This window comes from Micromonospora sp. NPDC047730 (assembly GCF_043204765.1).
Classification (GTDB): domain Bacteria; phylum Actinomycetota; class Actinomycetes; order Mycobacteriales; family Micromonosporaceae; genus Micromonospora.
In genome coordinates, this window is the sequence record NZ_JBIDCU010000005.1 from 42,028 (window position 1) to 65,564 (window position 23,537).

The window sequence follows — 23,537 nt, forward strand, 5'->3', positions numbered from 1 at the left end:
TTCGGTCAGCGGACGGGGTGGCCTGCTCCGCGCAGCGCGTCCTTGACCTCGGCGACGGTCAGCTCCCCGAAGTGGAAGACGCTGGCGGCGAGCACCGCGTCCGCGCCGGCGCCGACCGCCGGCGCGAAGTGCGCCACCTCGCCCGCGCCACCGCTGGCCACCACCGGCACGTCGACCACCCGGCGCACCGCGCCGATGAGTTCGAGGTCGAAGCCGGCCTTGGTGCCGTCGGCGTCCATCGAGTTGAGCAGGATCTCCCCCGCGCCCAGCTCGGCGCCCCGCCGGGCCCACCCGACCGCGTCCAGCCCCGTGCCGCGCCGGCCGCCGTGGGTGGTCACCTCGAAGCCGCTGGGCGTGGTGCCGGCCGGCGCGCGCCGCACGTCGAGCGAGAGCACCAGCACCTGCCTGCCGAACCGGTCGGCGATCTCGGCGATCAGCTCGGGGCGGGCGATCGCGGCGGTGTTCACCCCGACCTTGTCCGCGCCGGCCCGCAGCAGGGTGTCGACGTCGGCGACCTGCCGGATGCCGCCGCCGACGGTCAGCGGGATGAAGACCGACTCCGCGGTGCGGCGGACCACGTCGAGCATGGTGCCGCGGTCGCTGGAGGAGGCGGTGACGTCGAGGAAGGTCAGCTCGTCCGCGCCGGCCCGGTCGTACGCCGCGGCCAGCTCCACCGGGTCGCCGGCGTCGCGCAGGTCGAGGAAGTTGACCCCCTTGACCACCCGCCCGGCGTCCACGTCCAGACACGGGATCACGCGTACCGCCACCGTCATGCCGCGAGCCTATCCTTCCCGGTGACGGCGCTGACCGGCCCTGTGAGGCCGACCACCGCCGCAGACACGGGTTCCCTGCCCCAGCGGAGGCGTCCGGAGGTGCCCGTCCGCACGCCCGGACGAGCATCCGCCCACCCGCTCAGAGCCGTCCCGCCACGGTGCGGGCCACCCGCTCCAGCGGCGCGCGGTTCTCCGCCGGGTCGTTGAGCCGCACCAGGCGCACCGACGCCCAGACCCCCGACCGGTGCACGAAGACGGCCTCGTGGCTCGCGTACGCCTCGTCGCCGACCCCGGCCAGCGGCCGCAGCTCGTGGCCGAGGTCCCGCTCGATGTCCAGGAACTTCCTCGCGCCCTCGCCCACGAAGATCTCCACCTGGGCCGTCGGCCCGCTGGTCGGCCCGGTGTAGGTGCAGGTCTCGCGCACCGGCTGGCCCTCCTCCAGCGGGGTGCCGGCGAGCTGTTCGGCCTCCCGCCGGGACACGAGCGCGCACGGGTCCGGGGCCGACGCCGCCGGCGTCGGGGAGGGCTCGGCGGCCGTGGTCCCGGTGACCACCGCCTCCCGGGTCGCCTCGACACCGGCGACGGGCGGGGTCTCCTCCGTACCCCCGCAGCCGGCCACCGGCCCGGCCGTTGCGAGCAGCCCGGCCAGCAGCAACACGGACCGCCGGTGATGACGGATCTGCTTCACCTCGACGTACCTCCTCATGACGGTCGGAGCCGGTCACGGTCGGTCTCCTCCGCTCCCCGGCGCCGGGGCGGCCGGCGCGGTGATCCACTCGGCCGGGGCCAGCCGGTCGACGCGCCAGCCGGCGGCAGCGGCCACCGCCGTCACCGTCTCCGCGTCGGGCCCCTCGACCAGCGCCAGCGCCACGTCGTCGGCCGGGATCCGCAGCGCGCCCCGCAGCCGGGTGACGCCGGTGCTCAGCGCGCCGACCGGCACGTCGGCGCACTCCCCCGGAACGCGGTCGTAGCGTTCGAGGACGAAGAGTCGAGTGGCCATGCGTCGACGCTAGGCCCGCCCGACGCCGGGGTAATCGGGTGTTTCCCTACCCTTCGCCGTCGGCCGCGCGGGCCATCGCGGCACCGAGTTCGGCACGGCTGGCGACCCCGAGCTTGCGATAGATCCGCGCGAGGTTGGCCTCGACCGTCTTCGGGCTGATGAACAGCGTGTCGGCGATGACGCGGTTGGTGCGGCCGGCGGCAGCGAGCCGGGCCACCTCGCGTTCCGTGCCGGTGAGCTGGCGGGGCGCGGGCGGGCGGCCCCCGGTGCGGCCCGCCTCCGCGCGGGCCCGGGCCGCCAGGGCGACCGCCCCGAGGGCCTCGAACTCGGCAGCCGCCGCGACCAGCGCCTCCCGCGCCTCGCGGCGGCGCCGCACCCGCCGGTACGCGACCCCGGCCACCAGCAGGCAACGGGCCCGGTCCAGGGGCAGCACGTCGGCGGGCACCGCGGCCCGGGCGGCGGCCAGCTCCGCCAGGGCGTCCGACGGGTCCCGGCCCCGCGCGCCGGCGAGCAGGGCCCGACTACGGGCCAGGCCCAGCCTGGTCCACGGCCGCGGCAGCCGCCGGTGCCGGGCGGCCAGCCGGTCCAGCACCGCCTCGGCGGTGGCCAGGTCACCCGCGCCGACGCAGGCCTCCAGCCAGTCCGGCTCGAAGCGCTGGGCGATCGGCTCGACCAGGCCCAGTTCGTCGACGGTCGCGGCCAGCTCGCCGTAGTGCCGGGCGGCCGCCGGCAGCCGGCCACCGGTCAGCGCGGCGAAGCCGGCCAGCTGGGCGTAGATCCGCCGCCGCCAACGGTCGTCCAGCTCTGCGGCCCGGCGCAGCCCGTCCTCGGCGACGCGGGCGGCCTCGGCCAGCTCGCCCCGGTACGCGCGGAGCAGCCCGTCCAGCCAGCGTTCGCCGGCCGAGTCGCCGCCGTACTGCTCGCCCAGTTCGCGGGCGGCGGCGATGTGCGCCGCGGCGGCCGGATACCGCCCGGCGAGCAGCTCGGTCTCCCCCAGGTGGCAGAGGAGCTCGTGCTGGGAGGGCTCGTCGCCGCGGGCGGCGGCCCGCGCCAGCATCCGGTGCAGCCGGTCGCGGGCCCGCCCGTGCTCGTCCACCGCCTTCCACCAGGCAGCCGGCACGATGCCCGCCAGCCAGGACGGTTCCTCCCCCTCCAGCGCCAGCCCCCGGTCCAGCAGGTCGACGCGGGCCGGCAGCCCGGCGCGCACCTCGTTGAAGAAGAGCAGCAGCAGCGCCGCGGCGTGCACCGGGCGGTCGGCCGGGCGGTCGGCCAGCAGGGCGACCGCCGCCTCCGCGTGCCGCCGGGCCGGGTCCGGCGCGTCCCGGAACAGGCTGAGATGCGCGTGGATCCGCCCCGCCAGCGACGAGCCGGCCGGGGCGGCGTCGAGCGCCCGGTCGGCCGCCGCCCGAACCACCTCCGGCGGCTCGTCGGAACTCCACGCGACGACCGCCCGCAGCAGCAGCGCCTCGGCGCGCGCCGGCCCGGTCAGCTCCTCGGCCGCGCGGTCGGCAGCCGCCTTCGCGGCCGGGTAGTCGCCGCTGTCGAACCGGCACTCCGCGGCGGCCAGTCGCCACCGCGTGTGCCCGCCGGGCGCGCCCGGCGGGGCGAGCCGGGCCGCGCTGTCGTACAGCCCGGCCGCCGTCTCCGGCGCCCCCCGGCTGCGCTGGCGCGCGGCGGCCGCCGCGATCTCGGCCGCCGCCGCCGGGTCGGGGCCGGCGACGCACCGGGCCAGCTGCCGGGCCCGCTCGTCCGGGTCGGTCGCGGTGTCGGCCAGCAGCCGGTGCGACCGGCGGCGCACCCCCGGCGGCACGTCGTCGCGGACGGCGGCCGCGTAGACGGGGTGGGTGAACACGACCTCCTCCCCGCGCACCGCGACCAGGCCGGCCTCCTCGGCCGGGTCGAGGGCGGCCGGCGGGACCCCGGCCCGGGCCAGCCCCGCCACGGTGGGCAGGCCGGAGAGGGCGACCAGCCGGATCGCGTGCCGGGTGTCCGGCGGCAGGGCGGCCACCCGCTCGGCGACGAGCTGCCGCAGCGACGGCGCGGCCGGCAGGTCGGCACCGGGCGCCGGCAGCTGCGGCATCCGGAGGACCGCCCGGGCCAACTCGATGGCGAGCAGCGGATTACCCCCGGCCGTCTCGGCGATCCGCACCAGCAGGGGCCGGGGCAGCGCCGTCCCGGTCTCGGTGCGCAGCACGTGGTGCAGCGCCCCCACGCCGAGCGGGCCGAGGGCCACCCGGTCGAGTCCGGCGCCGCGGTCGAGCCCGAGCGGGGCCGGCTCCGTCCCGGCGGGTGCGGCGCGGGCGGTGACCAGGACGGCGACCCGGGGCACCAGCCGGCGCACCGCGAACCGCAGCGCGCGCTCGCTCGGCGGGTCGAGCCACGGGGCGTCGTCGACGGCCAGCAGCAGCCGGGGCGCGGCCGGGTCGGCGGCGGCGTCCAGCAGCGACCGGGTGGCCGCGCCCACCGTCCGCTCGTCGACCGGCTGCGCCACCTCGTCGCCGGCGAGCAGCACCCCGCCCAGCGCCGCGCGCTGCGGCGCGGGCAGCTCGGGCACCCGGGCGGCGAGCGGGGCCAGCAGGTCGGCGAGCGCCGCGAACGGCAGCGCCGCCTCCGTCTCCGTCGGCGCGCAGGCCAGCACCAGCCAGCCGGCCCGGCCGGCCGCGGCCAGCAGCGCCCGGTGCACGACCGTCTTGCCGATCCCGGCGGGGCCCTCCACCAGCACCGACCGGCCCTCGTCCAGGGCCCGCCAGGCGCGGTCGATTACCGCGTCCCGACCGACGGCCGCCCCGTTCACCGGGTCAGTCTGGCACCGGCGGGCCGGGTCGGTCGAGGACCGGACGGCGGGTCGCGCCCGGCCGTCCGGAGCGGGATGCCGCGGCGGCGCTCAGCGGTCGCCGAGGTACGCCTCCACCTCCACCTCGACGAGGTGGTCCGGATCCAGCAGGCCGGCGACCACCACCATCGTGGCGGCCGGGCGGACCGCTCCGAAGACCGCGTTGTGGGCTCGGCCCACCTCGTCGGCGTACGCGCGGTCGGTGACGTACATCCGGGTGCGGACCACGTCGCCGGGCGCCGCGCCGACCTCGGCGAGCGCGTCCAGGGCGATCCGCAGGGCCTGCGCGGTCTGCGCCGCCGCGTCCCCGACGTGGGTGACCACGCCGTCCACGGTGGAGGTGCACCCGGCGGTCCAGGCCAGGTCGCCGGCCCGGACCACCCGGGAGTAGCCGTACACGGCCTCCCAGGGGCCGCCGGAGCCGAGCCGGGTGGCGGTCACGCCGCGGCCAGGGTGTCCAACGCCTGCGCGACGGTGAACGCGCCCGCGTAGAGCGCCTTGCCGGCGATCACGCCCTCCACGCCGATCGGCTCCAGGGTGGCCAGCGCCCGCAGGTCGTCCAGGGTGGAGACGCCACCGGAGGCGATCACCGGGGCGTCCGTGCGCGCGCAGACCTCGCGCAGCAGGTCCAGGTTCGGCCCGCGCATGGTGCCGTCCTTGGTGATGTCGGTGACCACGTACCGCGCCGCGCCGGCCTTGTCCAGCCGCTCCAGCACCTCGTAGAGGTCGCCGCCGTCGCGGGTCCAGCCCCGGGCGGAGAGGGTACGGCCCCGCACGTCGAGCCCGATCGCCACCCGGTCGCCGTACTCGCCGCAGATCCGGTCGCACCAGACCGGGTCCTCCAGGGCCGCGGTGCCGATGTTCACCCGGGCCGCGCCGGTACCGAGCGCGGCCTGCAACGACTCGTCGTCCCGGATGCCGCCGGAAAGCTCCACCTTCACGTCGAGCTGGCGCACCACCTCGGCCAGCAGGTGCGCGTTGGAACCCCGCCCGAACGCCGCGTCGAGATCGACCAGGTGGATCCACTCGGCACCGTCCCGCTGCCAGGCCAGCGCGGCCTCCAGTGGGTCGCCGTACGTCGTCTCGCTGCCGGCGGCGCCCTGCACGAGCCGGACGGCCTGGCCGTCGGCGACGTCCACGGCGGGCAACAGGGTGAGGCTCACGATTCTTCTCCTCGGGTCAGGTGCGACGGTCCAGGGCGATCACCACGATCGCCGGCAGTACGAGCAGCAACAGCACGACCAGCGCGATCCGCAGCGCCAGGTCGTCCACGAGCGACCAGATCAGGACCATCGCCGCCAGGGTCAGCAGCACGATCGCGGCCCGCTCGCCGCGGCTGTGCCGGGGCAGCCGGCCGGTACGCCGCCGCCGCAGCGCGGGCGTGATCCGGCGGACCAGCGCCCGCCGGCGCTCCCGCCGGGCCGCCCGCCGTTCCCGGACGACCCGTTCCCGGGCCGCCTCGGCCTCCCGGGCCGCCCGGCGACGGGCCCGCTCCTTGCTCACGGCGTGCCCCGCCGGCGGACGGAGGCGGACGGGCGCTCAGTCACCGGTCGACAGCGTGGCGAGCCAGTTGCCCAGCAGCGCGGCACCGGTGTCGGCGGACTTCTCCGGGTGGAACTGCGCCGCGCACAGCGCACCCCGCTCCACGGCCGCCACGAAGTCCGTCTCGTGGTGGGCGGTGGTGACCGTGGCGCCGGCGGCGGCCAGCGCCCCCGGGTCGCCGACGGCGTACGAGTGCACGAAGTAGAACCGGCTGTCGGCGGGCAGCCCGGCGAAGAGCACCGACCCGGCCGGCGCCGACACCGTGTTCCAGCCCATGTGCGGCAGGCGGTCGGCGGCCAGCCTCGTCACCCCGCCGGGGAGCAGCCCGAGGCCCTTCGTCACCACGCCGTGCTCGTCGCCGTGCTCGAAGAGCACCTGCATGCCGACGCAGATGCCCAGCACCGGACGCCCGGCGGCGACGCGCTCCGCGATCACCGGCCCGGCGCCGAGCGCCTCGATGCCGGCCATGCAGGCGGCGAACGCGCCCACGCCCGGCACCACCAGGCCGTCCGCCTCGGCGGCGGCGGTCAGGTCGTCGGTCACCGTCACGTCCGCGCCGGCGCGGGCCAGGGCCCGCTCCGCCGAGCGCAGGTTGCCCGACCCGTAGTCGAGCACCACCACGTTGCTCATGCCGCCACCTCGCTTCGCTCGGTGGCGGCACGAGGCACCACGGCGCCGCACTGATGACTCGCTCGCTGACGCTCGCTCATGCCGCCACCGAGCCGCCGGCTCACGAGCCGTCCCCGGGCAGCAGCCAGAGCACGCCGCCGGCCGTGGCCAGCACGGCGAGCAGCGCGGTCACGACCACCGCGCCACGTGGTGCGCCCTGCTTGTGCAGCGACCAGGTGCCGCCCACCAGCACACCGGCCAGGATCAGCAGCAGCGTCGGCAGGACCCCGCCCATCAGCTCCGCCCTCCGTCCGCGGCTGCGGGACTCCGCCGTGCCGCCCTCCTCGCGCCCATCAGAGAGCACCCTTCGTGCTGGGGATCGCGCCCGCGGCGCGCGGGTCGATCGCGGTGGCCTCGCGCAGCGCGCGCGAGACGGCCTTGAACTGCGCCTCCACCACGTGGTGGGCGTCCGGGTGCCCGCCGGGGCGGGCCGCTCGCAGCACGTCCACGTGCAGGGTGATCCGGGCCGCCTGGCCGAAGGACTCCCAGATGTGCCGGGTCATGCTGGTCGGGTAGACCGGCCCGATGTACGGCGCGAGCGCCGGCTCGTCGTGCACCACGTACGGGCGGCCGGAGAGGTCGACCGCGGCCCGGACGAGGACCTCGTCCATCGGGACGGTGGCGGAGCCGTACCGCCGGATGCCGGCCTTGTCGCCCAGCGCCTGGTCGAACGCGGCGCCCAGGGCGAGCGCGGTGTCCTCCATCGTGTGGTGGGCGTCGATCTCCAGGTCGCCGACGGTGCGCACCGTCAGGTCGAAGCCGCCGTGCCGGGCGATCTGGTGCAGCATGTGGTCGTAGAAGCCGACCCCGGTGCCGATCTCGGCCCGGCCGGTGCCGTCGAGGTCGATCTCGACGAGGACCTTGGTCTCCTTGGTGATCCGCTCCACCCGGGCGGTCCGGCTCATTGCTTGCCTTTCGGTCGCGACTGCGGGGCTGGCGAGCTCGTTCCTCGCGCTCCCACTAGATCTTCTCCATGGCGGCGAGGAAGGCGTCGGTCTCGGCGGGGGTGCCGGCGGTGACCCGCAGCCAGCCGGGCAGGCCGACGTCGCGGACCAGCACGCCGGCGTCGAGCAGGGTGCGCCAGGCGACGGCCTGGTCGCCCCCGACCTCGAACAGCACGAAGTTGGCGTCGCTGTCCGCGACCCGCAGCCCCCGGCCGCGCAGCTCCGCCACGATCCGGTCGCGCTGCTGCATGATCGCGGCCACCGTGCCGAGCAGGGCGTCGCGGTGTGCCAGCGCCGCCCGGGCCGCGGCCTGGGTCAGCGCCGAGAGGTGGTACGGCAGCCGGACCAGCTGCACCGCCGCCACCACCGCCGGGTCGGCGGCCAGGTAGCCCAGCCGGCCGCCGGCGAACCCGAACGCCTTGCTCATCGTCCGGGTCACCACCAGCCGCGGGTGCCCGGGCAGCACCGCCAGCGCGCTGACCGTGCCGGGGCGGGCGAACTCGGCGTACGCCTCGTCGACGACGACCATGCCGGGCGCGACGTCCAGCACGGCGGCGACCACGGCCGGGTCGAGCGCCGTGCCGGTCGGGTTGTTCGGCGAGCAGAGGAAGACCACGTCCGGGGCGTGCGCGCGGACCTGGGCGACCGCCTCGTCGGCGGTCAGCCCGAAGTCGACGCCGCGCCGGGCCGGCACCCACCGCGTGCCGGTGCCGAGCGCCAGCAGCGGGTGCATCGAGTACGCCGGGGTGAAGCCGAGCGCGGTGCGCCCCGGCCCGCCGAACGCCTGGAGCAGCTGCTGCTGGATCTCGTTGGAGCCGTTGGCCGCCCACACCTGCTCGACGGTGAGCCCGTGGCCCAGGTAGCCGGCGAGGTCGGCGCGCAGCGCCACGGCGTCGCGGTCCGGGTAGCGGTTGAGGTCGCGCAGCTCCGCCGCGAGGGCCTTGCCGATGGCGTCCACCACCGGCTCGGGCACCGGGTAGGAGTTCTCGTTGGTGTTCAGCCGCACCGCGACGTCGAGCTGCGGCGCCCCGTACGGCGTGAGCCCGCGCAGGTCGTCCCGGATCGGCAGGTCGTCGAGCCCGCTCACGACGCCGTCCCCGGGAAGCGCACGCTGACCGCCTGCCCGTGCGCGGGCAGGTCCTCCACTCCGGCGAGGGTGACCACGTGCGGGGCCACCTCGCGCAGCGCCTCCTGCGAATACTCCACGAGGTGGACGCCGCGCAGGAAGGACTGCACGGAGAGCCCGGAGGAGTGCCGGGCGCAGCCGCCGGTGGGCAGCACGTGGTTGGAGCCGGCGCAGTAGTCGCCGAGCGACACCGGCGACCAGGCGCCGACGAAGATCGCCCCGGCGTTGCGCACGCGCAGCGCCCACTCGCGGGCGTCCCGAGTCTGGATCTCCAGGTGCTCGGCCGCGTACGCGTCGACCACCCGCAGCCCGGCGTCGAGGTCGTCGACCAGGACGACGCCGCTCTGCTCGCCGGTCAGCGCGGTGGTGACCCGCTCGGCGTGCTTGGTGGCCGGCACCTGCCGGGCCAGCTCCCGCTCGACCGCGTCGACCAGCGCGACCGACGGGGTGACCAGCACGCTGGCGGCGAGGGGGTCGTGCTCGGCCTGGCTGATCAGGTCGGCCGCGACGTGCGCCGGGTCGGCGGTGTCGTCGGCCAGGATGGCGATCTCGGTCGGGCCGGCCTCGGCGTCGATGCCGACGACGCCGCGCAGCAGCCGCTTGGCGGCGGTCACCCAGATGTTGCCCGGGCCGGTGATCATGTCGACGGGGTCGCAGTGCGCGCTGCCCCCGGCGTCGACGGCCGCCCCGTACGCGAGCATCGCGACGGCCTGGGCGCCGCCGACGGCGTAGACCTCGTCGACGCCGAGCAGGGCGCACGCGGCGAGCACCCGGGGATCGGGCAGGCCGCCGTTGTCCTTCTGCGGCGGGCTGACCACGACCAGGGAGCGGACCCCGGCCGCCTGGGCCGGCACCACGTTCATCACCACGGTCGACGGGTACATCGCCAGGCCGCCGGGGACGTAGAGGCCGACCCGTTCGACCGGCACCCAGCGCTCGGTCACCGTGCCGCCCGGCACCACCTGGGTGGTGTGGTCGGTGCGCCGCTGGTCGGCGTGCACCTTGCGGGCCCGCGTGATCGACTCCAGGAGCGCGGCACGCACCCCGGGGTCGAGGGTCCCCTCCGCCTCGGCGATCGCCTCGACGGGCACCCGCAGCACCTCGGGCGAGACCCCGTCGAAGCGCTCGCTGGCCTCCCGGATCGCCGGGTAGCCATGCTCCCGGACCGCCTCCACGAGCGGGCGGATCCTCTCGACGGCCACGGAGACGTCGAGCTGGGCACGGGGCAGCAGGCGGCGCGGGTCGCGGACGCCGCCGCGCAGGTCGATCCGGTTCAACACCCTTGCGAGTCTAGGCGGCCGGCCCGGACACCGACCGCTGCCGCCCGTACGCCGGGACGGTGAGCCGGGACACGCCGCCGCGCCGGGATCGGGCTACCCTCGACGCGTGACTGCGCGGCTGCCGGTATTTCCGCTCGGGACGGTCCTCTTCCCCGGTCTGGTGCTGCCACTGCACATATTCGAGGAGCGTTACCGCGCCCTGGTCCGGCACCTGGTCGGGCTCCCCGAGGGCGCCCCACGCGAGTTCGGCGTGGTGGCCATCCAGGCCGGTTGGGAGGTCGCCCCCACCGCCCCGGACGGCCGGCCGGTGCCCGGCGGCGGCGACGTCACCCTGCACGAGGTGGGCTGCACGGCCGAGCTGCGGCAGGTCACCGAGCGCCCCGACGGGGGCTTCGACATCGTCACGGTGGGCCGGCGCAGGTTCCGCGTCACCGACGTCGACCGCGAGGCCGCGCCCTACCTCACCGCGGAGGTGCAGTGGCTGCCGGAGCCGGACGGGCCGGACGAGGTCGCCGACCTGCTCGCCGCCCGGGTGATCTCGGTCTTCCGGCAGTACCTGGGGCTGATCCGGGCCGACCCGGAGGAGCTGTCCGAGCAGTTGCCGGAGGACCCGACGGTGCTCTCCCACCTGGTCGCCGCGACGGCGGCGCTGACGGTGGCCGACCGCCAGCGGCTGCTCGCCATCGACGACACCGCCGCCCGGCTCCGCGCCGAGCTGCGGCTGCTCAACCGTGAGGCGGCGCTGCTGCGCCAGGTGCGGGCGGTTCCGGTGCCGCTGGCGGAGCTGGCCTCCCCGCCGACTCCCAACTGACCCCGGGCGCGCCGGGCTCGGGCTCCGGGCGCAGCGACGGCCAGCGGGACCAGCCCGCCAGCAGGGTGTACGTCACGGCCGCGCCGAAGGCGGGCAGCAGCAGGTTGCCGTGCGGCACCGGCAGCACGCCGAAGATCAGGTCGATCCCGCCGGCTCGCAGGTCCGCCGGCTTGCTGAAGGCCCGGCCGTCCGGGGCGGTCTCCAGCAGCCGCTGGTAGCCGGCCAGCCCGATCCGCCGGCCCACCTGCCAGGCGACCAGCGCCGCGCCGAACGCGCCGAGCACGGCGGCGAGCAGGCCGACGGGCCCCCGCACGCGGCGCAGCACGAACCACAGCGCGAGCGCGGCGAGCACCCCGAAGCCCAGCCCGAGCAGGCTGAACCAGCCGTCGGCGGCGACCGGCTGCTCCGGCTGCGGCTCGGCGTAGATCGCGCCGTCGGGGACCTTGAGCACCGGGGTGTCCGGGGCGAGCGCGGCCCAGAGCAGCCCGAGCGGCACCCCCAGGACGGTCAGCGCGAGCCCCGCGCCCGCCGCGAGCCGCACCGCCCGGCGACGCGGCAGTTCGGGCTCGGCGGGCGGGACCGGTTGGCCGACTCCGTAGGCGGCGCCCGGGTCGCCGTAGGGAAACGCGCCGGGGCCGTCGTACGGGCTCACGGCGCCCGCCGTCGGCGGGGCGTACGGGCCGGCCTCCCACGCGACCTGCTGGTCGACCTCCCGGGCGCCGTACGGGCCGGCGGGGGCATCCCCGGCCGGGGCGGCGCGCTCCGCCGGGGCTGCCGGTGCCGGGGCGCCCGGCTCGTCGGGCCGGCGGCCGGGCCGGTCGGGTTCGGGGGTGTCCGCGCTCACCCCGTGATCCTCTCAGGCCGGGCTGCGGCGCGGGTGGCCGGTGGCGGCACACCCGCTCACCGGGCGAACGGTTCCAGCATCACCGCGGCGGCCTTCAGCCACGCCTGCCGGGTCTCCTGCTGGAGCTGCTGGTACTCGATCGAGGAGCCGGTCTCCAGCGCCGGGTCGTACGGCACGACGGCGACGGCGCGGGTGCGGGTGGCGAAGTGGCGCTCCAGGTCGTCCTGCAACGGGGAGCGGCCCGGCGTGGGGCAGGAGATCAGGGTGACCGCGTTGTCGGCCAGCTCGCCCATGCCCACCTCGTGCAGCAGGTCCAGCATCCAGTCGGCGCTGAACGCGGCGTCCTCGCGCGGCACCGTGGTCACCACGAGTTGGTCGGCCGCCTGCATGACCGTACGCCAGTTGGCGCTCTCCACGTTGTTGCCGGTGTCCACGCAGATCACGTCGTGGGTGCGCCGCAGCAGCTCCAGCACCCGCCGGACGGTGAACTGGTCGAGCCGCTGGGCGAACCGGGGGCTCTCCTCGCCGGCCAGCACGTCGTACGAGCCGTCGGAGGCGTGCCGCAGGTAGTCGTCCAGGTGCGCCAGCAGCTCCGCGCCCTCCTTGATCTCGATGTGCGCGAGGTCGCCGACCAGGTGCCGGATGGTGCGGGCGTGCCGGGCGCTGCCGGCGCGCAGCCCGAGGGTGCCGCGCAGCTCGTTGTCGTCCCAGGCCAGCACGCCCCGGCCGCGTACGCTGCCGACGGTCGCCGCGGCCAGCACGGTGGCGGTGGTCTTGTGCACGCCGCCCTTGGGGTTGGCGAACGCGAGCACCCGCGGGGTGCCCAGGTCCCGGCGGAGCACCCCGGCGGCGCGCTCCAGCTCGCTCTCCGCCCCGCGCGGGCGCCACTCGACGCGGGCCGGGTAGCCCCGCTCGGCGACCGGGGGCGGGGCGGGCGGCGCTGCCGGGGGCGGCGGCTGGTAGGTGGGCTCGGGGCGGTAGCCGCCGTCGAGCAGGGGGGCGTACCGGGACTCGGCCGGGGGCGGTTCGTGCCGGTAGCCGTTGTCCAGCAGCGCGTAGCGCGACTCGACCGGCTCGTGCCCGCGCCGCTGCGTCGGCACGACGTGGGAGGGCTCGGGCCGGTGGGCCGGCGGCTCGCGGTGGTCCGGCTCGGCCGGATAGCCCGGGTCCACCCGGTAGGCCGGCTCGGCCGGGTCTACCCGGTAGGCCGGCTCGACCCGGTAGGTGGCCTCGGCCCGGTACCCCGCGTCGGCCGAGTGGCCGTACCCCGCCTCGGCGGGGCGGCCATACCCCGCGTCGGCCGAGTGGCCGTACCCGGCGTCGGCCGAGTGGCCGTACCCCGCGTCGGCCGGGCGGCCGTATCCGGCGTCGGCCGGGTGGCCGTACTCCGTGCCGTACCCCGGCGGGCCGGGCTCCGCGCCGTGCGGCGGCTCGGGGGCCCGCCCGATGGCCGGCACCCGCGCGGCGTAGCCGTTCCCCGACGACCGGCGCGGCAGCGGCTCGGGCGGGGCCGGCGGCGCCTCGCGCCGGTCGGTCTCGGCCGGCTCGGCCGGTCGACCGCCGTGCCGGGCCCGGTCGAGCAGCGCCCGCCACCGCGGTGCTGGTTCGGCCGGCCGTGCCCAGCCGGTCTCGCTGCCCTCCACGGCTCGCCCTCCCAGCACCATCGACGTCCGCCTGACAGGCTACGAACGAAACCCTATTCGGACCACACCCGTCCGCGCACCTTCGGTCCTGCCCACCGTCACCCGGCCGGTGCCCCGGTGCCGCCGGCGGCGGCGTCTGCCGAGGTGGGCGGGGTCGGCGGTGGGATTCCGCCGGATGCCGGGCCGGTCCGGACCGGTGACGAATCCGTCACCTCGGGTGCGGGTTCCGACGTTTCGCCCACCGGCGGGGTCGGGGGCGTGCCCCGGTCGCCTTTCCCCGTGGCAGCTCGCGCGACGAGGCCGGCGTCGGCCGGCGGGTGCGCGACCTCTCGTTGCTCGGGCAGCGGCGGCGTGAAGACGGTCCGGTCGAGCCGGGTGACCTCGGGCGCCGGGTCGACCGCCCGCACCCCGGGCCGGGCGGCCAGGCGGCGCAGGGCCACCGGCTCGGCGCGGACCACCGCGGCGTAGAGGCAGGCGCAGCCGGAGCGGTACGCGGCCGCCTCCGCCGCCGACACCTCGGCGCCGCTGTCGTACACCTGCCGCAGCTCGCGCTCTGCCTGCCCGCCGTCGGTCAGCGCGCCGGACCGGGCGCGGTAGTCGGCGGCCTCCCGCTCCTTGCGGGCGGCGACGTCGACCATCCCGGCGACCACGTCGTCGGGCACCCGCTGCGCGGGGATGCGGACGATCTCGGTCTGCCGGTCGGCGAGCGGCACCCGCCCGAGGACGGCGGCGACCGGCACGTCGCCGAGGACCGCCGCCGCCCCCTGCGGGGTCAGGTAGGACGAGAGGGAGACCAGGGCGTACGTCCCGTCGCCGGCCGCCGGGGCGGCGGGCGGCAGCGCGGCCAGGTCGGCGGCGGCGGCGCGGACGTAGCCGGGGATCGAGTCGCCGTGGGCCACCCCGACCCGGGTCACCTCGCCGCCGGTGCGGTCACCGGTCGGGCGGTCGTCGCCGGCCCACCCGGCGGCGAGCAGCACGGCGGCGCAGGAGAGCAGCGCGATCACGGTGAGCACCCGCGGCCGGGCCGGGCCGTCGCCGGGCCGGGTCACGGCGCCGGCCAGCCGGGACAGCGGTGGCTGGTCCCATCGCCGCAGCGGGTCGCCGGCGCGCACGGGTGCGGATCCCCCTCGTCGGATCGTCTGGCGGTGGGGCGACGCTCAGTCGCGGAGGATCTCGAGCGCCCGGCCCAGGTCGTCAGGGTAGTCGCTGACGAAGCGCACCTCGTCCCCCGTGCGGGGGTGCAGGAAGCTCAACGAGCGGGCGTGCAGCCACTGCCGGGCCAGACCCAACCGGGCGGAGAGGGTGGGGTCCGCCCCGTAGGTGAGGTCGCCCACGCACGGGTGCCGCAGGGTGGAGAAGTGCACCCGGATCTGGTGGGTGCGGCCGGTCTCCAGCCGGACGTCGACCAGGCTCGCCGCCGGGAACGCCTCCACCGTGTCGTAGTGGGTGATGCTCGGCTTGCCGCCGGAGACCACCGCCCAGCGGTAGTCGTGGGTGGGGTGCCGGTCGATCGGGGCGTCGATGGTGCCCCGCAGCGGGTCGAGGTGCCCCTGCACCACGGCGTGGTAGCGCTTCTCGACCTCGCGGTACTTGAACGCCCGCTTCAGCGCGGTGTACGCCTGCTCGCTCTTGGCCACCACCATGATCCCCGTGGTGCCCACGTCGAGCCGGTGCACCACGCCCTGCCGCTCGGCGGCGCCGCTGGTGGAGATGCGGTGCCCGATCGCGGCCAGCGCGCCGATCACCGTGGGGCCGGTCCAGCCGGGGCTCGGGTGCGCGGCGACGCCGACCGGCTTGTCCACCACCACGATGTCGTCGTCGGCGTGCACGACCCGCAGCCCGGGGACCGCCTGCGGCACCACGGTGGGCGGGGCGGCCGGGGCGGGCAGGGTCACCTCCAGCCAGGAGCCGGCCCTGACCTTGTACGAGTTGGCCCGGACCACCCCGTCGACCAGCGCGTCGCCGGCGTCGACCAGGGCCGCGGCGGCGGTGCGGGAGAGCCCGAAGAGCCGCGACACCGCCTGGTCGAGCCGGGTGCCGTCGAGACCGTCGGGCAGGGGCAGGGAGCGGTGGTCGCCGCCGGCGGCGAAGGCGGAGGTCATGCCCGCTCCCGCTGTCCCGCGTCGGCCGGCGTCGCCTCGGTGGCTCCGTCCTTGCCGACCCTGCTGCCGTCGCGCTGGCGGCCGGTCAGCTCCAGCACGACGGCGAGCACCACGCCGCAGACCAGGGCGCTGTCGGCCAGGTTGAACACCGGCCAGACCCGGCCGTACGGGTCGAAGAGGCTGACCATGTCCACCACGTGCCCGACGAACCAGCCCGGGGCGCGGAAGATCCGGTCGGTGAGGTTGCCCAGCGCCCCGCCGAGCACCAGGCCGAGCGAGATCGCCCAGGGCAGCGAGCGCAGCCGCAGGGCCATCCAGAGGATCCAGCCGACCACGCCGAGGGTGATCAGCGGGAAGACCCACGTGTGGTCCGCGCCGATGCTCCAGGCCGCGCCGCTGTTGCGGGTCAGGGTGAGGTAGACCGCGCCGCCGAGCAGCTTGACCGGCTCGCGGTCGGACAGGGTGAGCAGGGCGAGGTGCTTGGTGACCAGGTCGGCCAGGAGGGCGGTCAGCGCGACGCCGAGCAGGATGGTGACGGCCCGGCGGCGGGGCGTGCCGCCTCCCGGCTCAGCGCTGCCGGACCCGGCGGGCGGTGCTTCGGACATCTGCTCCCCATCGACGCTCGCGGCGGCGCTCGCGCGCCGCCTCCCATGGCCGCCGGGGAGCGGGCCTCAGCGCCGCTCCTCCAGCTGCTTGCACGTCACGCAGAGGGTGGCCGACGGGAACGCGGCGAGCCGCTCCACCGGGATCGGGTTGCCGCACCGCTCGCACCAGCCGTAGCCACCCTCGTCGAGCCGCTCCAACGCCCGCTCGACCTGCGTGATCCGTTCCAGGATGCTGTTGGCGAGTGAGATCTCCTGCTCGCGTTCGAACGTCTTCGTCCCGGTGTCGGCCTGGTCGTCCCCGGCCGAGTCGGTCAGCCGGTCGCGCTGCAGCTCGGTGATCTCGCTCAGCGTCTGATCGTACTCGGCACGCAACTCGTCACGCCGCGCCGCCAGGGCCGCCCGGATCTTCTCGGTCTCCGCCGCGCTGCGGGTGGCCTTCGCCACCGGCTTGCGGCCGGCGGTCCTGGTCTCGGCTGGCTTCGCCATCGTCGCTCCCTCGGCCGCGGAACCGCGGCGGACCGCGGCGCCTGGACAGGGGCCGCCGACATCGGCGCCCCCAGTACAAAAGGGGCGCGCGGCGACGTGGCCGCGCACTCCGGAGATTCGCAAGAATACGGAACGTACAGGCGTCCGACAACGTGCCGCTCCGACGCACCGCCGCTCGACCCCGAGTCGCACCTTATCGGGGCAAAAGGAACGCTAGCAGATCAACCGTCGCGATCCTCGCCGTACTCGCCAAACCAGCGGGCCAGCCGGCCCCTCCGGCTGACCGCCCGCAGCCGGCGCTCCGCCTCGTCCCGCACCCCGGCGGTCGCCACGATCAGCAGGCTGTCGCCGGTCTTCAGCCGGAAGTCCGGGCCCGGCACGACACCCGCGCCGTCCCGCAGCACCAGCGTCACCGAGGCGCCCAGCGGCAGCCGCAGCTCGTCGACGTGCACCCCGGCCAGCCGGGAACCCGACGGCACCTCCACCTGGAGCAGGTCGGCGCGCATCCGTTCCAGCGGGGCGGTCTCCACCCGGATCTCCGCCGCCTCGGCCGGGGCGGTCACCCGCAGCCGGCGGGCCACCGGGGCGAGGGTCCCGGTCTGCAGCAGCGTGAAGATCACCACCAGCACGAAGACCGAGTCGAAGAGCCGGTCGGCGCCGGGCACCCGCTCCGACAGCGGAATGGTGGCGAGCACGATCGGCACCGCGCCGCGCAGCCCCGCCCAGGACAGGAACGCCTGCTCGCGCAGGCCGAACCGGAACGGCAGCGCGGACGCCGCCACCGACAGCGGCCGGGCGAGCAGCACCAGCGCCAGCCCGGCGACCACCGCCGGCAGCACCGCCGAGCCCAGCCGGCTCGGCGTGACGAGCAACCCGAGCAGCACGAACAGCCCGATCTGCGCCAGCCAGGCCAGCCCGTCGGCGAAACCGAGGATGGCCTGCCGGTGCGGCAGCCGGGCGTTGCCGAGGATCACCCCCGCCACGTAGACGGCGAGAAAGCCCGAGGCGTGCAGCACCGCGCCGGCGGCGTAGGCGAACACGGTCAGCCCGACCGCCGCGATCGGGTAGAGCCCCGCCGACGGCAGGGCGGCGTGCCGCAGCGCCCACCGCCCGCCGACGCCGGCCGCGAAACCGACAGCCGCGCCGACGCCCAGCTCGTAGCTCACCAGGGCGGTCTCGTACCACCACGGATGGGTGATCCCCTCCCGGGACAGCAGCACCACCAGCAGCACGACCGGGGCGTCGTTCATCCCCGACTCGGCCTCGAGGGTCGCCACCAGGCGGGGCGGCAGGCGCAGTCGGCGCAGCGTGGCGAAGACCGCGGCCGCGTCGGTGGAGGAGAGCACCGCCCCGTAGAGCAGCGCCAACCGCCAGTCCAGCCCGAGCAGCAGGTGCACGGCGAGGCCGACGACCAGGATGCTGACCAGTACGCCGACGGTGGAGAGCAGGGCGGCGAGCCCGAGCACCGGGCGCAGCGTGCTCCACCGCGCGGTCAGCCCGCCCTCGGCGATGATCACGATGAGCGCGCAGAAGCCGAGGGTCCGGGTCAGCTCGGCGTCGTCGAAGCGGATGCCCAGCCCGGCCTCGCCGATGGCGACGCCGAGGGCCAGGTAGACCAGGAGGCTCGGCACCCCGAGCCGGGTGGACAGCCGCACCGCCCCGACCGCCACCAGCAGCACCGCCGCGCCGAGCAGCAGCGCGAGATCCAGCCCCGGCGTCACGGGTGCCCGACCCGGGCGTACGTCACCCGGCGGCCCCGTCGCGCAGCCGGCGCAGCGCCTCGGTCAGCTCCGGTGCGGGACCCTCGACCAGGAAGAGCTTGTCGCGGCTGGCCGCGCCCGCCCGCAGGGACACCGCAGCCGGTCGGACGCCCAGCGCCCCGGCCAGCGCCCGCCGGGCCGCCTCGGTGGCCCGGCCGTCCACGGCCGGCGCGTTGACGGCGACCACCAGCGCGGGCCCGTGCGGGCCGTCGAAGCGGCCGCCGACGCGGGCGCGGGCGGAGCCGGGCTTCACCCGGACCGCCACGGTCAGCGTGTCGTCCACCGGAGCCGGGCCGCTCAGAGCCGGCCGGCGTCGGCGAGCAGGGCGGTGTCCGGCGCGCAGTCGGCACACGGGGTGAAGCCGAGCTCGACGGCCTCGCCGACCGGCAGCGACTCGTGCTCGCGGCCCACGAGGTGGGCGCACCCGGTGAGGTGGTAGCGCGGACGCCCGTCGACCACCCGGACCTCGGCATCGAGGCGGGCCACCCGGGCGGCGTCGGCCGGTGTGACGTCCTGCGCCGCCGGCTCGTCGTCGTACGCCCCGACCCCGCCAGGCGCGGCGCCCCGGGAGCCGACGTCGGCCACCGGTGGCTCGGGCGGTTGCCGCCACCCGGTGCCGCCGGCGTCGACCGTCGGAGGGACGTGCTGGACGGGGATCTCCGGCTCCACGGGCGGCCCGTACGCGAGGGCCGCGTCGGCCCGCCGGGTCGCCGTGCGCGACCGCCGGTCAGTGCGCGACGGCCGCTCCGCCGCCAGCCGGTCGCCGGCCGCCTGGCGGGCGCCCACGACCAGCGCGACGGCGGCCAGCAGGCTGGCCGCGATGGAGACGACGAGAAGGACGCTGGAGCCACCGGCCAGGCCGGCCACCAGCAGCACCACCGCGACGAGGATGAGCAGGAGACTCGCGACTATCACGGCTCACCCCCGCCGGGTCGTGCCGATGAGGCGAGGTCGGCGACCGTCGCGGTGACGACGGCCGCCGACCGGTGATCAGCGACCGGATTCGAGGGCGCCGGAACGACCGCCGCCGTAGGAGCCGGCGAGACCGGCTGCGGCGAGACCGTTGCCGCCGGCGGCCCGGGTGCCCTCGCCACGGGTCATCTCGGCCTCCAGGCCCTGGCCGCGGCCGTCCAGGTCGCGCAGCTGGCTCTCCAGGTAGGCCTTCAGGCGGGTGCGGTACTCGCGCTCGAACTGCTTGAGCTCCTCGATGTGCTTCTGCAGCGCGGTGCGCTTGGCGTCCAGGCCGCCCATGGCCTCCTGGTGCCGCTGGCGGGCGTCGCGCTCGAGGGCGTCGGCCTTGGAACGGGCCTCGCGGGTGACCTCCTCGGCCTTGGAACGGGCCTCGGAGAGCAGCTGGTCGGCCTCGCGACGGGCGTCCGAGACGTGGTCGTCGGCCGTCCGCTGGGCCATCATCAGCACCCGCAGCGCCTGCTGCTCGCCGTCACCGGTCACCGCCGGCCCACCGGCCGTACGGACCTGCTCCAGCTCCGCCTGCATCGCCCGGGCGGCCTGCTCGGCCGCCGCCTTGTCGCGCTGCACCCGGTCGAGCTGGGCCTTGACGTCGTTGAGCTCCGCCGCGAGACGGGCGTCGCCGCCGGGGCCGGCGGGGGCGCCGCCACGGCCGCCGCGCTCCACCTGGGCACGCAGCTCGTTGTTCTCCTCGATGAGACGGGCAAGCTCGCGCTCGACCTCGTCCAGGAAAGCGTCGACCTCCTCCTCGTCATACCCCCGCTTGCCGATCGGCGGCTTTTTGAAGGCGACGTTGTGGACGTCGGCCGGGGTCAGCGGCATCGAAACTCCTCGGGTCAGTTGCGGCCGCGAAAGCGCGTCGGTCATCAGACAAGGCTCATGATCGACCGCCTCAACACGAACTCCATCAGCACGAACAGGATAACCAGGAGCACAAGTGAGGCCAGGTCGATGCTCACGGTACCAATTCGCAACGGAGGGATCACACGCCTCAACGCGTTGAGGGGGGGATCAGTGACGCTCCACACGATTTCCAGACCCACCGATGCCCCGCGGCCCGGCTGCCAGCGCCGACCGTACTGCAGGACGGCGCTCAGGACGAACCGGGCGAGCAGGGTGATGAGGAAGATGTAGAGCACCAGATACAGCACTTGCAGCACGATCGACAACACGACAGGCGACGTCCCTCGGGTCGGGCGGGGCTAGCTCAGGCTGAAGAAGCCGCCCTCGGCGATCTTGGCCTTGTCCTCCGCGGTGACCTGGACGTTGGCCGGTGAGAGCAGGAACACCCGATTGGTCACGCGCTCGATCGTACCGCGCAGGCCGAACGCGAGCCCGGCGGCGAAGTCGACAAGTCGACGCGCGTCCGCCTCGTCCATCTCGGTGAGGTTGATGATCACCGGGACGCCGTCGCGGAAGTGTTCGCCGATGGTCCGCGCCTCGCGGTAGGTGGTGGGGTGCAGCGTGGTGATCTGGTAGCGCTGCTCCTCCTCGGCGACGACCGCCCGCTCACGCGGCTGCGCCTGCGGCGCCAGGGCCAGGTTGTCGCGGGTGTGGTAGGTCAGCGCGCCGGAGGTCTCGCCGGCGGTCGACCGGGTGATGGAGCGGACGCTGGACCGCTCGGCCCGCTCCGGGCGGTCGCCGTCGGCTCGCTCGGCCTCGGCCGCCCGGGAGGCGACCCGCTCGGAGAGCCGGCCGCGGTCGCCGAGGCGGGACCGGGGCGCCGGCGGCTCCTCGGCGTCGTCCTCCTCGTCGTCGGCGAACTCCTCCGAGTACCGGCTCTGCCGGTAGCGCGAATCGCGGTAGCCACCCTTTTCGTAGCCACCGTCGTCATAGGCCCGCTCGTCGTCCTCTTCGACCAGACCGAGCCAGACCCCCGCCTTGCGCAGTGCACCCATCCCGCGCCCTTCCCGTCCGCCGTGCGGCACGCGCCCCCGTGCCGTGTCGCCTTGTCGCGAGTGGAACACTTTCTGCCCACCGGACCGGACCGGCAATCCCCTGGCGCGCGATTCGCGTCGCACGCCACGACCCCCGACAACGGGACGCCGCCCCTTCAAAACAACACGCATGTAATTTGCTTCTCTCGCGGTCAGGCTACCGCAGCGTGGGACGCATTCCGAGCAACGCGCTGCCCACGCGGACATGTGTCGCGCCGTACCGGATCGCTGTCTCCAGGTCCCCGCTCATGCCGGCGGAGAGGGCGGCGGCTCCCGGATGGAGCGTCCGGAACCCGGCGGCCACCTCGGCCAGCCGGGCGAACGCCCGCTCCGGCTCCCAGCCCAGCGGCGCCACCGCCATCAGGCCGGTCAGCCGCAGACCGTCCGCGCCGGCCACCGCCTCGGCCACCGGGCCGAGCCCGGCGTCCGGGTCGGCCGAGTCGGGCAGCGCCCCGCCCCGGCCGGTGGCCCCGTCGATGCTGACCTGGACCAGCACGTCCAGCGGCCGCTCCCGGCCCGCCGCCGAGGCCGCGTCCAGCGCCCGCGCCAGCCGGACGCTGTCGACGGAGTGGACCACGTCGGCGTAGCGGACCACCGACCGGGCCTTGTTGCGCTGCAACTGCCCGATGAAGTGCCACCGGGGCGTCACCCCGGCCGCGGCCACCTCGGCCGCCTTGGCGGACGCCTCCTGGTCCCGGTTCTCCCCGACGTCGGTGACGCCGAGCCCGGCCAGGGCCACCACGTCCCCGGCCGGGTAGGTCTTGGTCACCGCGATCATCGTGACCTCGGAGGTGTCGCGTCCCGCGTCGGCGCACGCCTGCGCGATCCGGGATCGTACGTCGGCCAGGCCGGCCGCGAGTTCGGCGCGCCGGTCCGGGCGCACCGTGGCTGGGCTGTCGGTCATCGGCGGGGCTCAGGAACCGTTCTTGAGGAAGTCGGGCACGTCCACGTCGTCGAAGAGCACCCGGCGCGGCGACTGGGTCGGCGCGGGCATGGTCGGCGGGGGCGTGACCGGCGTGCTGGGCTGGGTGGGTTGGTTCTGGTTGGGCTTGCGGCCCGACTCGGCGGCCTTGTACGCCGGCGCGCCGCCGTCGAAGCCCGCCGCGATGACGGTGACCCGCACCTCGTCGCCGAGGGCGTCGTCGATGACCGCACCGAAGATGATGTTGGCGTCCGGGTGGGCCGCGTCGGTGACGAGCTGGGCCGCGTCGTTGATCTCGAACAGGCCCAGGTCCGACCCGCCGGCGATGGAGAGCAGCACGCCGCGGGCGCCGTCCATGCTCTGCTCCAGCAGCGGGCTGGAGATGGCCGCCTCGGCCGCCTCGACGGCGCGGTTCTCGCCGCGGGCGCTGCCGATGCCCATCAGCGCGCTGCCCGCGCCGCTCATCACGCTCTTGACGTCGGCGAAGTCCAGGTTGATCAGGCCCGGCGTGGTGATCAGGTCGGTGATGCCCTGGACACCGGAGAGGAGCACCTGGTCGGCGGTGCGGAACGCGTCCATCATGCTGATGTTGCGGTCGCCGAGCGCCAGCAGCCGGTCGTTGGGGATGACGATCAGCGTGTCGCACTGGTTGCGCAGCTCGTCTATCCCGGACTCGGCCTGCACCTGGCGGCGCTTGCCCTCGAAGGAGAACGGCCGGGTCACCACGCCGATGGTCAGCGCGCCGAGCTTGCGCGCGATGTTCGCCACCACGGGCGCCCCGCCGGTGCCGGTGCCGCCGCCCTCGCCGCAGGTCACGAAGACCATGTCGGCGCCCTTGAGCACCTCCTCGATCTCGTCGCGGTGGTCCTCGGCGGCGTTCTTGCCGACGTCGGGGTTGGCGCCCGCGCCGAGCCCACGGGTCAGCTCGCGGCCGACGTCGAGCTTGACGTCGGCGTCGCTCATCAGCAGCGCCTGCGCGTCGGTGTTGATCGCGATGAACTCGACGCCCTTGAGCCCAACCTCGATCATCCGGTTGACGGCGTTGACGCCGCCGCCACCGATGCCGACGACCTTGATGACCGCCAGGTAGTTGTGCGGAGGTGTCATCTCCGGTCCTTTCCCTTCGAGATTGGCATGGGCCGACCGGGTACGGCTTGGCCAGACCAGCGGTCGACGACAGCTGTCACCAGCGAGGATCAGGATTAAACCCTCACCCTCTACTAGAGGCTTACAGTTATGTCAACCACTGATCCCCTTCGGGGCAACGTAAGCGCACCCACGCCGTGAGCCA

At 75.9% G+C, this 23,537-nt stretch carries 27 protein-coding genes; 1 reads left to right on the top strand and 26 read right to left on the bottom strand.

Annotation, left to right across the window (positions count from 1 at the left end; all coding sequences use genetic code 11):
* Positions 1 to 5: 5 nt before the first annotated feature.
* The 12 genes from hisF to hisD form a co-directional block, all read right to left on the bottom strand.
* Complete coding sequence (hisF, locus tag ACGF5G_RS14245) at positions 6 to 773, bottom strand: imidazole glycerol phosphate synthase subunit HisF (RefSeq protein WP_393262708.1); 768 nt, start codon at positions 771 to 773, stop codon at positions 6 to 8.
* 139 nt (positions 774 to 912) lie between these two features.
* Positions 913 to 1,461 (bottom strand): hypothetical protein, encoded by a 549-nt coding sequence (locus ACGF5G_RS14250; protein WP_393262710.1) that lies wholly within the window; start codon positions 1,459 to 1,461, stop codon positions 913 to 915.
* 33 nt (positions 1,462 to 1,494) lie between these two features.
* Positions 1,495 to 1,773 carry a hypothetical protein gene (locus tag ACGF5G_RS14255; protein WP_393262712.1) on the bottom strand — a complete coding sequence of 93 codons (279 nt, stop codon included), beginning with the start codon at positions 1,771 to 1,773 and terminating at the stop codon, positions 1,495 to 1,497.
* A 46-nt stretch (positions 1,774 to 1,819) separates the two neighbouring features.
* Positions 1,820 to 4,567, bottom strand: a complete 2,748-nt coding sequence (locus ACGF5G_RS14260; RefSeq protein WP_393262714.1) for an AAA family ATPase — start codon at positions 4,565 to 4,567, stop codon at positions 1,820 to 1,822.
* A 90-nt stretch (positions 4,568 to 4,657) separates the two neighbouring features.
* Complete coding sequence (locus ACGF5G_RS14265) at positions 4,658 to 5,047, bottom strand: RidA family protein (RefSeq protein WP_357693332.1); 390 nt, start codon at positions 5,045 to 5,047, stop codon at positions 4,658 to 4,660.
* Positions 5,044 to 5,769: a bifunctional 1-(5-phosphoribosyl)-5-((5-phosphoribosylamino)methylideneamino)imidazole-4-carboxamide isomerase/phosphoribosylanthranilate isomerase PriA gene (gene priA, locus ACGF5G_RS14270; RefSeq protein ID WP_350709329.1), complete on the bottom strand. Its 726-nt coding sequence runs from the start codon at positions 5,767 to 5,769 to the stop codon at positions 5,044 to 5,046. The genes ACGF5G_RS14265 and priA overlap by 4 nt, the downstream gene beginning before the upstream one ends.
* Positions 5,770 to 5,785: 16 nt before the next feature.
* Positions 5,786 to 6,109 carry a hypothetical protein gene (locus ACGF5G_RS14275; protein ID WP_357693329.1) on the bottom strand — a complete coding sequence of 108 codons (324 nt, stop codon included), beginning with the start codon at positions 6,107 to 6,109 and terminating at the stop codon, positions 5,786 to 5,788.
* A 36-nt stretch (positions 6,110 to 6,145) separates the two neighbouring features.
* Positions 6,146 to 6,778: an imidazole glycerol phosphate synthase subunit HisH gene (gene hisH / locus ACGF5G_RS14280; protein WP_357456637.1), complete on the bottom strand. Its 633-nt coding sequence runs from the start codon at positions 6,776 to 6,778 to the stop codon at positions 6,146 to 6,148.
* A 100-nt stretch (positions 6,779 to 6,878) separates the two neighbouring features.
* Positions 6,879 to 7,052, bottom strand: a complete 174-nt coding sequence (locus ACGF5G_RS14285; protein WP_350709335.1) for a hypothetical protein — start codon at positions 7,050 to 7,052, stop codon at positions 6,879 to 6,881.
* A 58-nt stretch (positions 7,053 to 7,110) separates the two neighbouring features.
* Positions 7,111 to 7,722, bottom strand: a complete 612-nt coding sequence (hisB, locus tag ACGF5G_RS14290; RefSeq protein ID WP_088999256.1) for an imidazoleglycerol-phosphate dehydratase HisB — start codon at positions 7,720 to 7,722, stop codon at positions 7,111 to 7,113.
* A 55-nt stretch (positions 7,723 to 7,777) separates the two neighbouring features.
* Positions 7,778 to 8,848 (bottom strand): histidinol-phosphate transaminase, encoded by a 1,071-nt coding sequence (locus tag ACGF5G_RS14295; protein WP_393262718.1) that lies wholly within the window; start codon positions 8,846 to 8,848, stop codon positions 7,778 to 7,780.
* The gene (hisD, locus tag ACGF5G_RS14300) at positions 8,845 to 10,167 is read right to left on the bottom strand and encodes a histidinol dehydrogenase (protein WP_393262721.1); all 1,323 of its coding nucleotides are present in this window, start codon (positions 10,165 to 10,167) and stop codon (positions 8,845 to 8,847) included. Before hisD ends, ACGF5G_RS14295 begins: the two co-directional genes overlap by 4 nt.
* Positions 10,168 to 10,273: 106 nt before the next feature.
* Between hisD and ACGF5G_RS14305 the strand changes: the two genes are divergently transcribed.
* Positions 10,274 to 10,978 carry an LON peptidase substrate-binding domain-containing protein gene (locus ACGF5G_RS14305; RefSeq protein ID WP_393262723.1) on the top strand — a complete coding sequence of 235 codons (705 nt, stop codon included), beginning with the start codon at positions 10,274 to 10,276 and terminating at the stop codon, positions 10,976 to 10,978.
* Here ACGF5G_RS14305 and ACGF5G_RS14310 read toward each other — a convergent pair.
* From ACGF5G_RS14310 to ftsZ, 14 genes are all read right to left on the bottom strand, one after another.
* A complete protein-coding gene (locus tag ACGF5G_RS14310) occupies positions 10,893 to 11,822 on the bottom strand; it encodes a DUF2567 domain-containing protein (RefSeq protein WP_393262726.1) in 930 nt (309 codons plus the stop codon). The genes ACGF5G_RS14305 and ACGF5G_RS14310 overlap by 86 nt on opposite strands.
* Positions 11,823 to 11,878: 56 nt before the next feature.
* Positions 11,879 to 13,486: an AAA family ATPase gene (locus ACGF5G_RS14315; protein ID WP_393262729.1), complete on the bottom strand. Its 1,608-nt coding sequence runs from the start codon at positions 13,484 to 13,486 to the stop codon at positions 11,879 to 11,881.
* 77 nt (positions 13,487 to 13,563) lie between these two features.
* Positions 13,564 to 14,577: a hypothetical protein gene (locus tag ACGF5G_RS14320; RefSeq protein WP_393262731.1), complete on the bottom strand. Its 1,014-nt coding sequence runs from the start codon at positions 14,575 to 14,577 to the stop codon at positions 13,564 to 13,566.
* Positions 14,578 to 14,622: 45 nt separating this feature from the next.
* The gene (locus tag ACGF5G_RS14325; RefSeq protein WP_357456620.1) at positions 14,623 to 15,567 is read right to left on the bottom strand and encodes an RluA family pseudouridine synthase; all 945 of its coding nucleotides are present in this window, start codon (positions 15,565 to 15,567) and stop codon (positions 14,623 to 14,625) included.
* Positions 15,564 to 16,172, bottom strand: a complete 609-nt coding sequence (gene lspA, locus ACGF5G_RS14330; protein WP_393262734.1) for a signal peptidase II — start codon at positions 16,170 to 16,172, stop codon at positions 15,564 to 15,566. Before lspA ends, ACGF5G_RS14325 begins: the two co-directional genes overlap by 4 nt.
* 66 nt (positions 16,173 to 16,238) lie before the next feature.
* On the bottom strand, positions 16,239 to 16,658 hold the full coding sequence (locus ACGF5G_RS14335) for a TraR/DksA C4-type zinc finger protein (RefSeq protein ID WP_088992775.1): 420 nt from the start codon (positions 16,656 to 16,658) through the stop codon (positions 16,239 to 16,241).
* 221 nt (positions 16,659 to 16,879) lie between these two features.
* Positions 16,880 to 18,379 carry a potassium/proton antiporter gene (locus ACGF5G_RS14340; RefSeq protein ID WP_393262737.1) on the bottom strand — a complete coding sequence of 500 codons (1,500 nt, stop codon included), beginning with the start codon at positions 18,377 to 18,379 and terminating at the stop codon, positions 16,880 to 16,882.
* 22 nt (positions 18,380 to 18,401) lie between these two features.
* Entirely contained in the window at positions 18,402 to 18,701 is a 300-nt protein-coding gene (locus tag ACGF5G_RS14345) for a DUF167 domain-containing protein (protein ID WP_350709352.1), read from the bottom strand.
* Between the two features lie 14 nt (positions 18,702 to 18,715).
* The gene (locus ACGF5G_RS14350) at positions 18,716 to 19,333 is read right to left on the bottom strand and encodes a hypothetical protein (protein ID WP_393262739.1); all 618 of its coding nucleotides are present in this window, start codon (positions 19,331 to 19,333) and stop codon (positions 18,716 to 18,718) included.
* Positions 19,334 to 19,408: 75 nt separating this feature from the next.
* Positions 19,409 to 20,209: a DivIVA domain-containing protein gene (locus tag ACGF5G_RS14355; protein WP_393262741.1), complete on the bottom strand. Its 801-nt coding sequence runs from the start codon at positions 20,207 to 20,209 to the stop codon at positions 19,409 to 19,411.
* 44 nt (positions 20,210 to 20,253) lie between these two features.
* The gene (locus ACGF5G_RS14360) at positions 20,254 to 20,559 is read right to left on the bottom strand and encodes a YggT family protein (protein WP_393262742.1); all 306 of its coding nucleotides are present in this window, start codon (positions 20,557 to 20,559) and stop codon (positions 20,254 to 20,256) included.
* 30 nt (positions 20,560 to 20,589) lie between these two features.
* Positions 20,590 to 21,285 carry a cell division protein SepF gene (locus tag ACGF5G_RS14365; RefSeq protein ID WP_393262744.1) on the bottom strand — a complete coding sequence of 232 codons (696 nt, stop codon included), beginning with the start codon at positions 21,283 to 21,285 and terminating at the stop codon, positions 20,590 to 20,592.
* 196 nt (positions 21,286 to 21,481) lie between these two features.
* The gene (locus ACGF5G_RS14370; protein ID WP_393262746.1) at positions 21,482 to 22,228 is read right to left on the bottom strand and encodes a YggS family pyridoxal phosphate-dependent enzyme; all 747 of its coding nucleotides are present in this window, start codon (positions 22,226 to 22,228) and stop codon (positions 21,482 to 21,484) included.
* A 9-nt stretch (positions 22,229 to 22,237) separates the two neighbouring features.
* On the bottom strand, positions 22,238 to 23,353 hold the full coding sequence (ftsZ, locus tag ACGF5G_RS14375; RefSeq protein WP_350686241.1) for a cell division protein FtsZ: 1,116 nt from the start codon (positions 23,351 to 23,353) through the stop codon (positions 22,238 to 22,240).
* Positions 23,354 to 23,537: the final 184 nt, after the last annotated feature.

Coding starts and splice junctions, on each gene's coding strand:
- hisF (WP_393262708.1), bottom strand. CDS start 773: ATGACGGTGGCGGTACGCGTGATCCCGTGTCTGGACGTGGACGCCGGG.
- ACGF5G_RS14255 (WP_393262712.1), bottom strand. CDS start 1,773: ATGGCCACTCGACTCTTCGTCCTCGAACGCTACGACCGCGTTCCGGGG.
- hisH (WP_357456637.1), bottom strand. CDS start 6,778: ATGAGCAACGTGGTGGTGCTCGACTACGGGTCGGGCAACCTGCGCTCG.
- ACGF5G_RS14285 (WP_350709335.1), bottom strand. CDS start 7,052: ATGGGCGGGGTCCTGCCGACGCTGCTGCTGATCCTGGCCGGTGTGCTG.
- hisB (WP_088999256.1), bottom strand. CDS start 7,722: ATGAGCCGGACCGCCCGGGTGGAGCGGATCACCAAGGAGACCAAGGTC.
- ACGF5G_RS14315 (WP_393262729.1), bottom strand. CDS start 13,486: ATGGTGCTGGGAGGGCGAGCCGTGGAGGGCAGCGAGACCGGCTGGGCA.
- ACGF5G_RS14325 (WP_357456620.1), bottom strand. CDS start 15,567: ATGACCTCCGCCTTCGCCGCCGGCGGCGACCACCGCTCCCTGCCCCTG.
- lspA (WP_393262734.1), bottom strand. CDS start 16,172: ATGTCCGAAGCACCGCCCGCCGGGTCCGGCAGCGCTGAGCCGGGAGGC.
- ACGF5G_RS14335 (WP_088992775.1), bottom strand. CDS start 16,658: ATGGCGAAGCCAGCCGAGACCAGGACCGCCGGCCGCAAGCCGGTGGCG.
- ACGF5G_RS14355 (WP_393262741.1), bottom strand. CDS start 20,209: ATGCCGCTGACCCCGGCCGACGTCCACAACGTCGCCTTCAAAAAGCCG.
- ACGF5G_RS14365 (WP_393262744.1), bottom strand. CDS start 21,285: ATGGGTGCACTGCGCAAGGCGGGGGTCTGGCTCGGTCTGGTCGAAGAG.
- ACGF5G_RS14370 (WP_393262746.1), bottom strand. CDS start 22,228: ATGACCGACAGCCCAGCCACGGTGCGCCCGGACCGGCGCGCCGAACTC.
- ftsZ (WP_350686241.1), bottom strand. CDS start 23,353: ATGACACCTCCGCACAACTACCTGGCGGTCATCAAGGTCGTCGGCATC.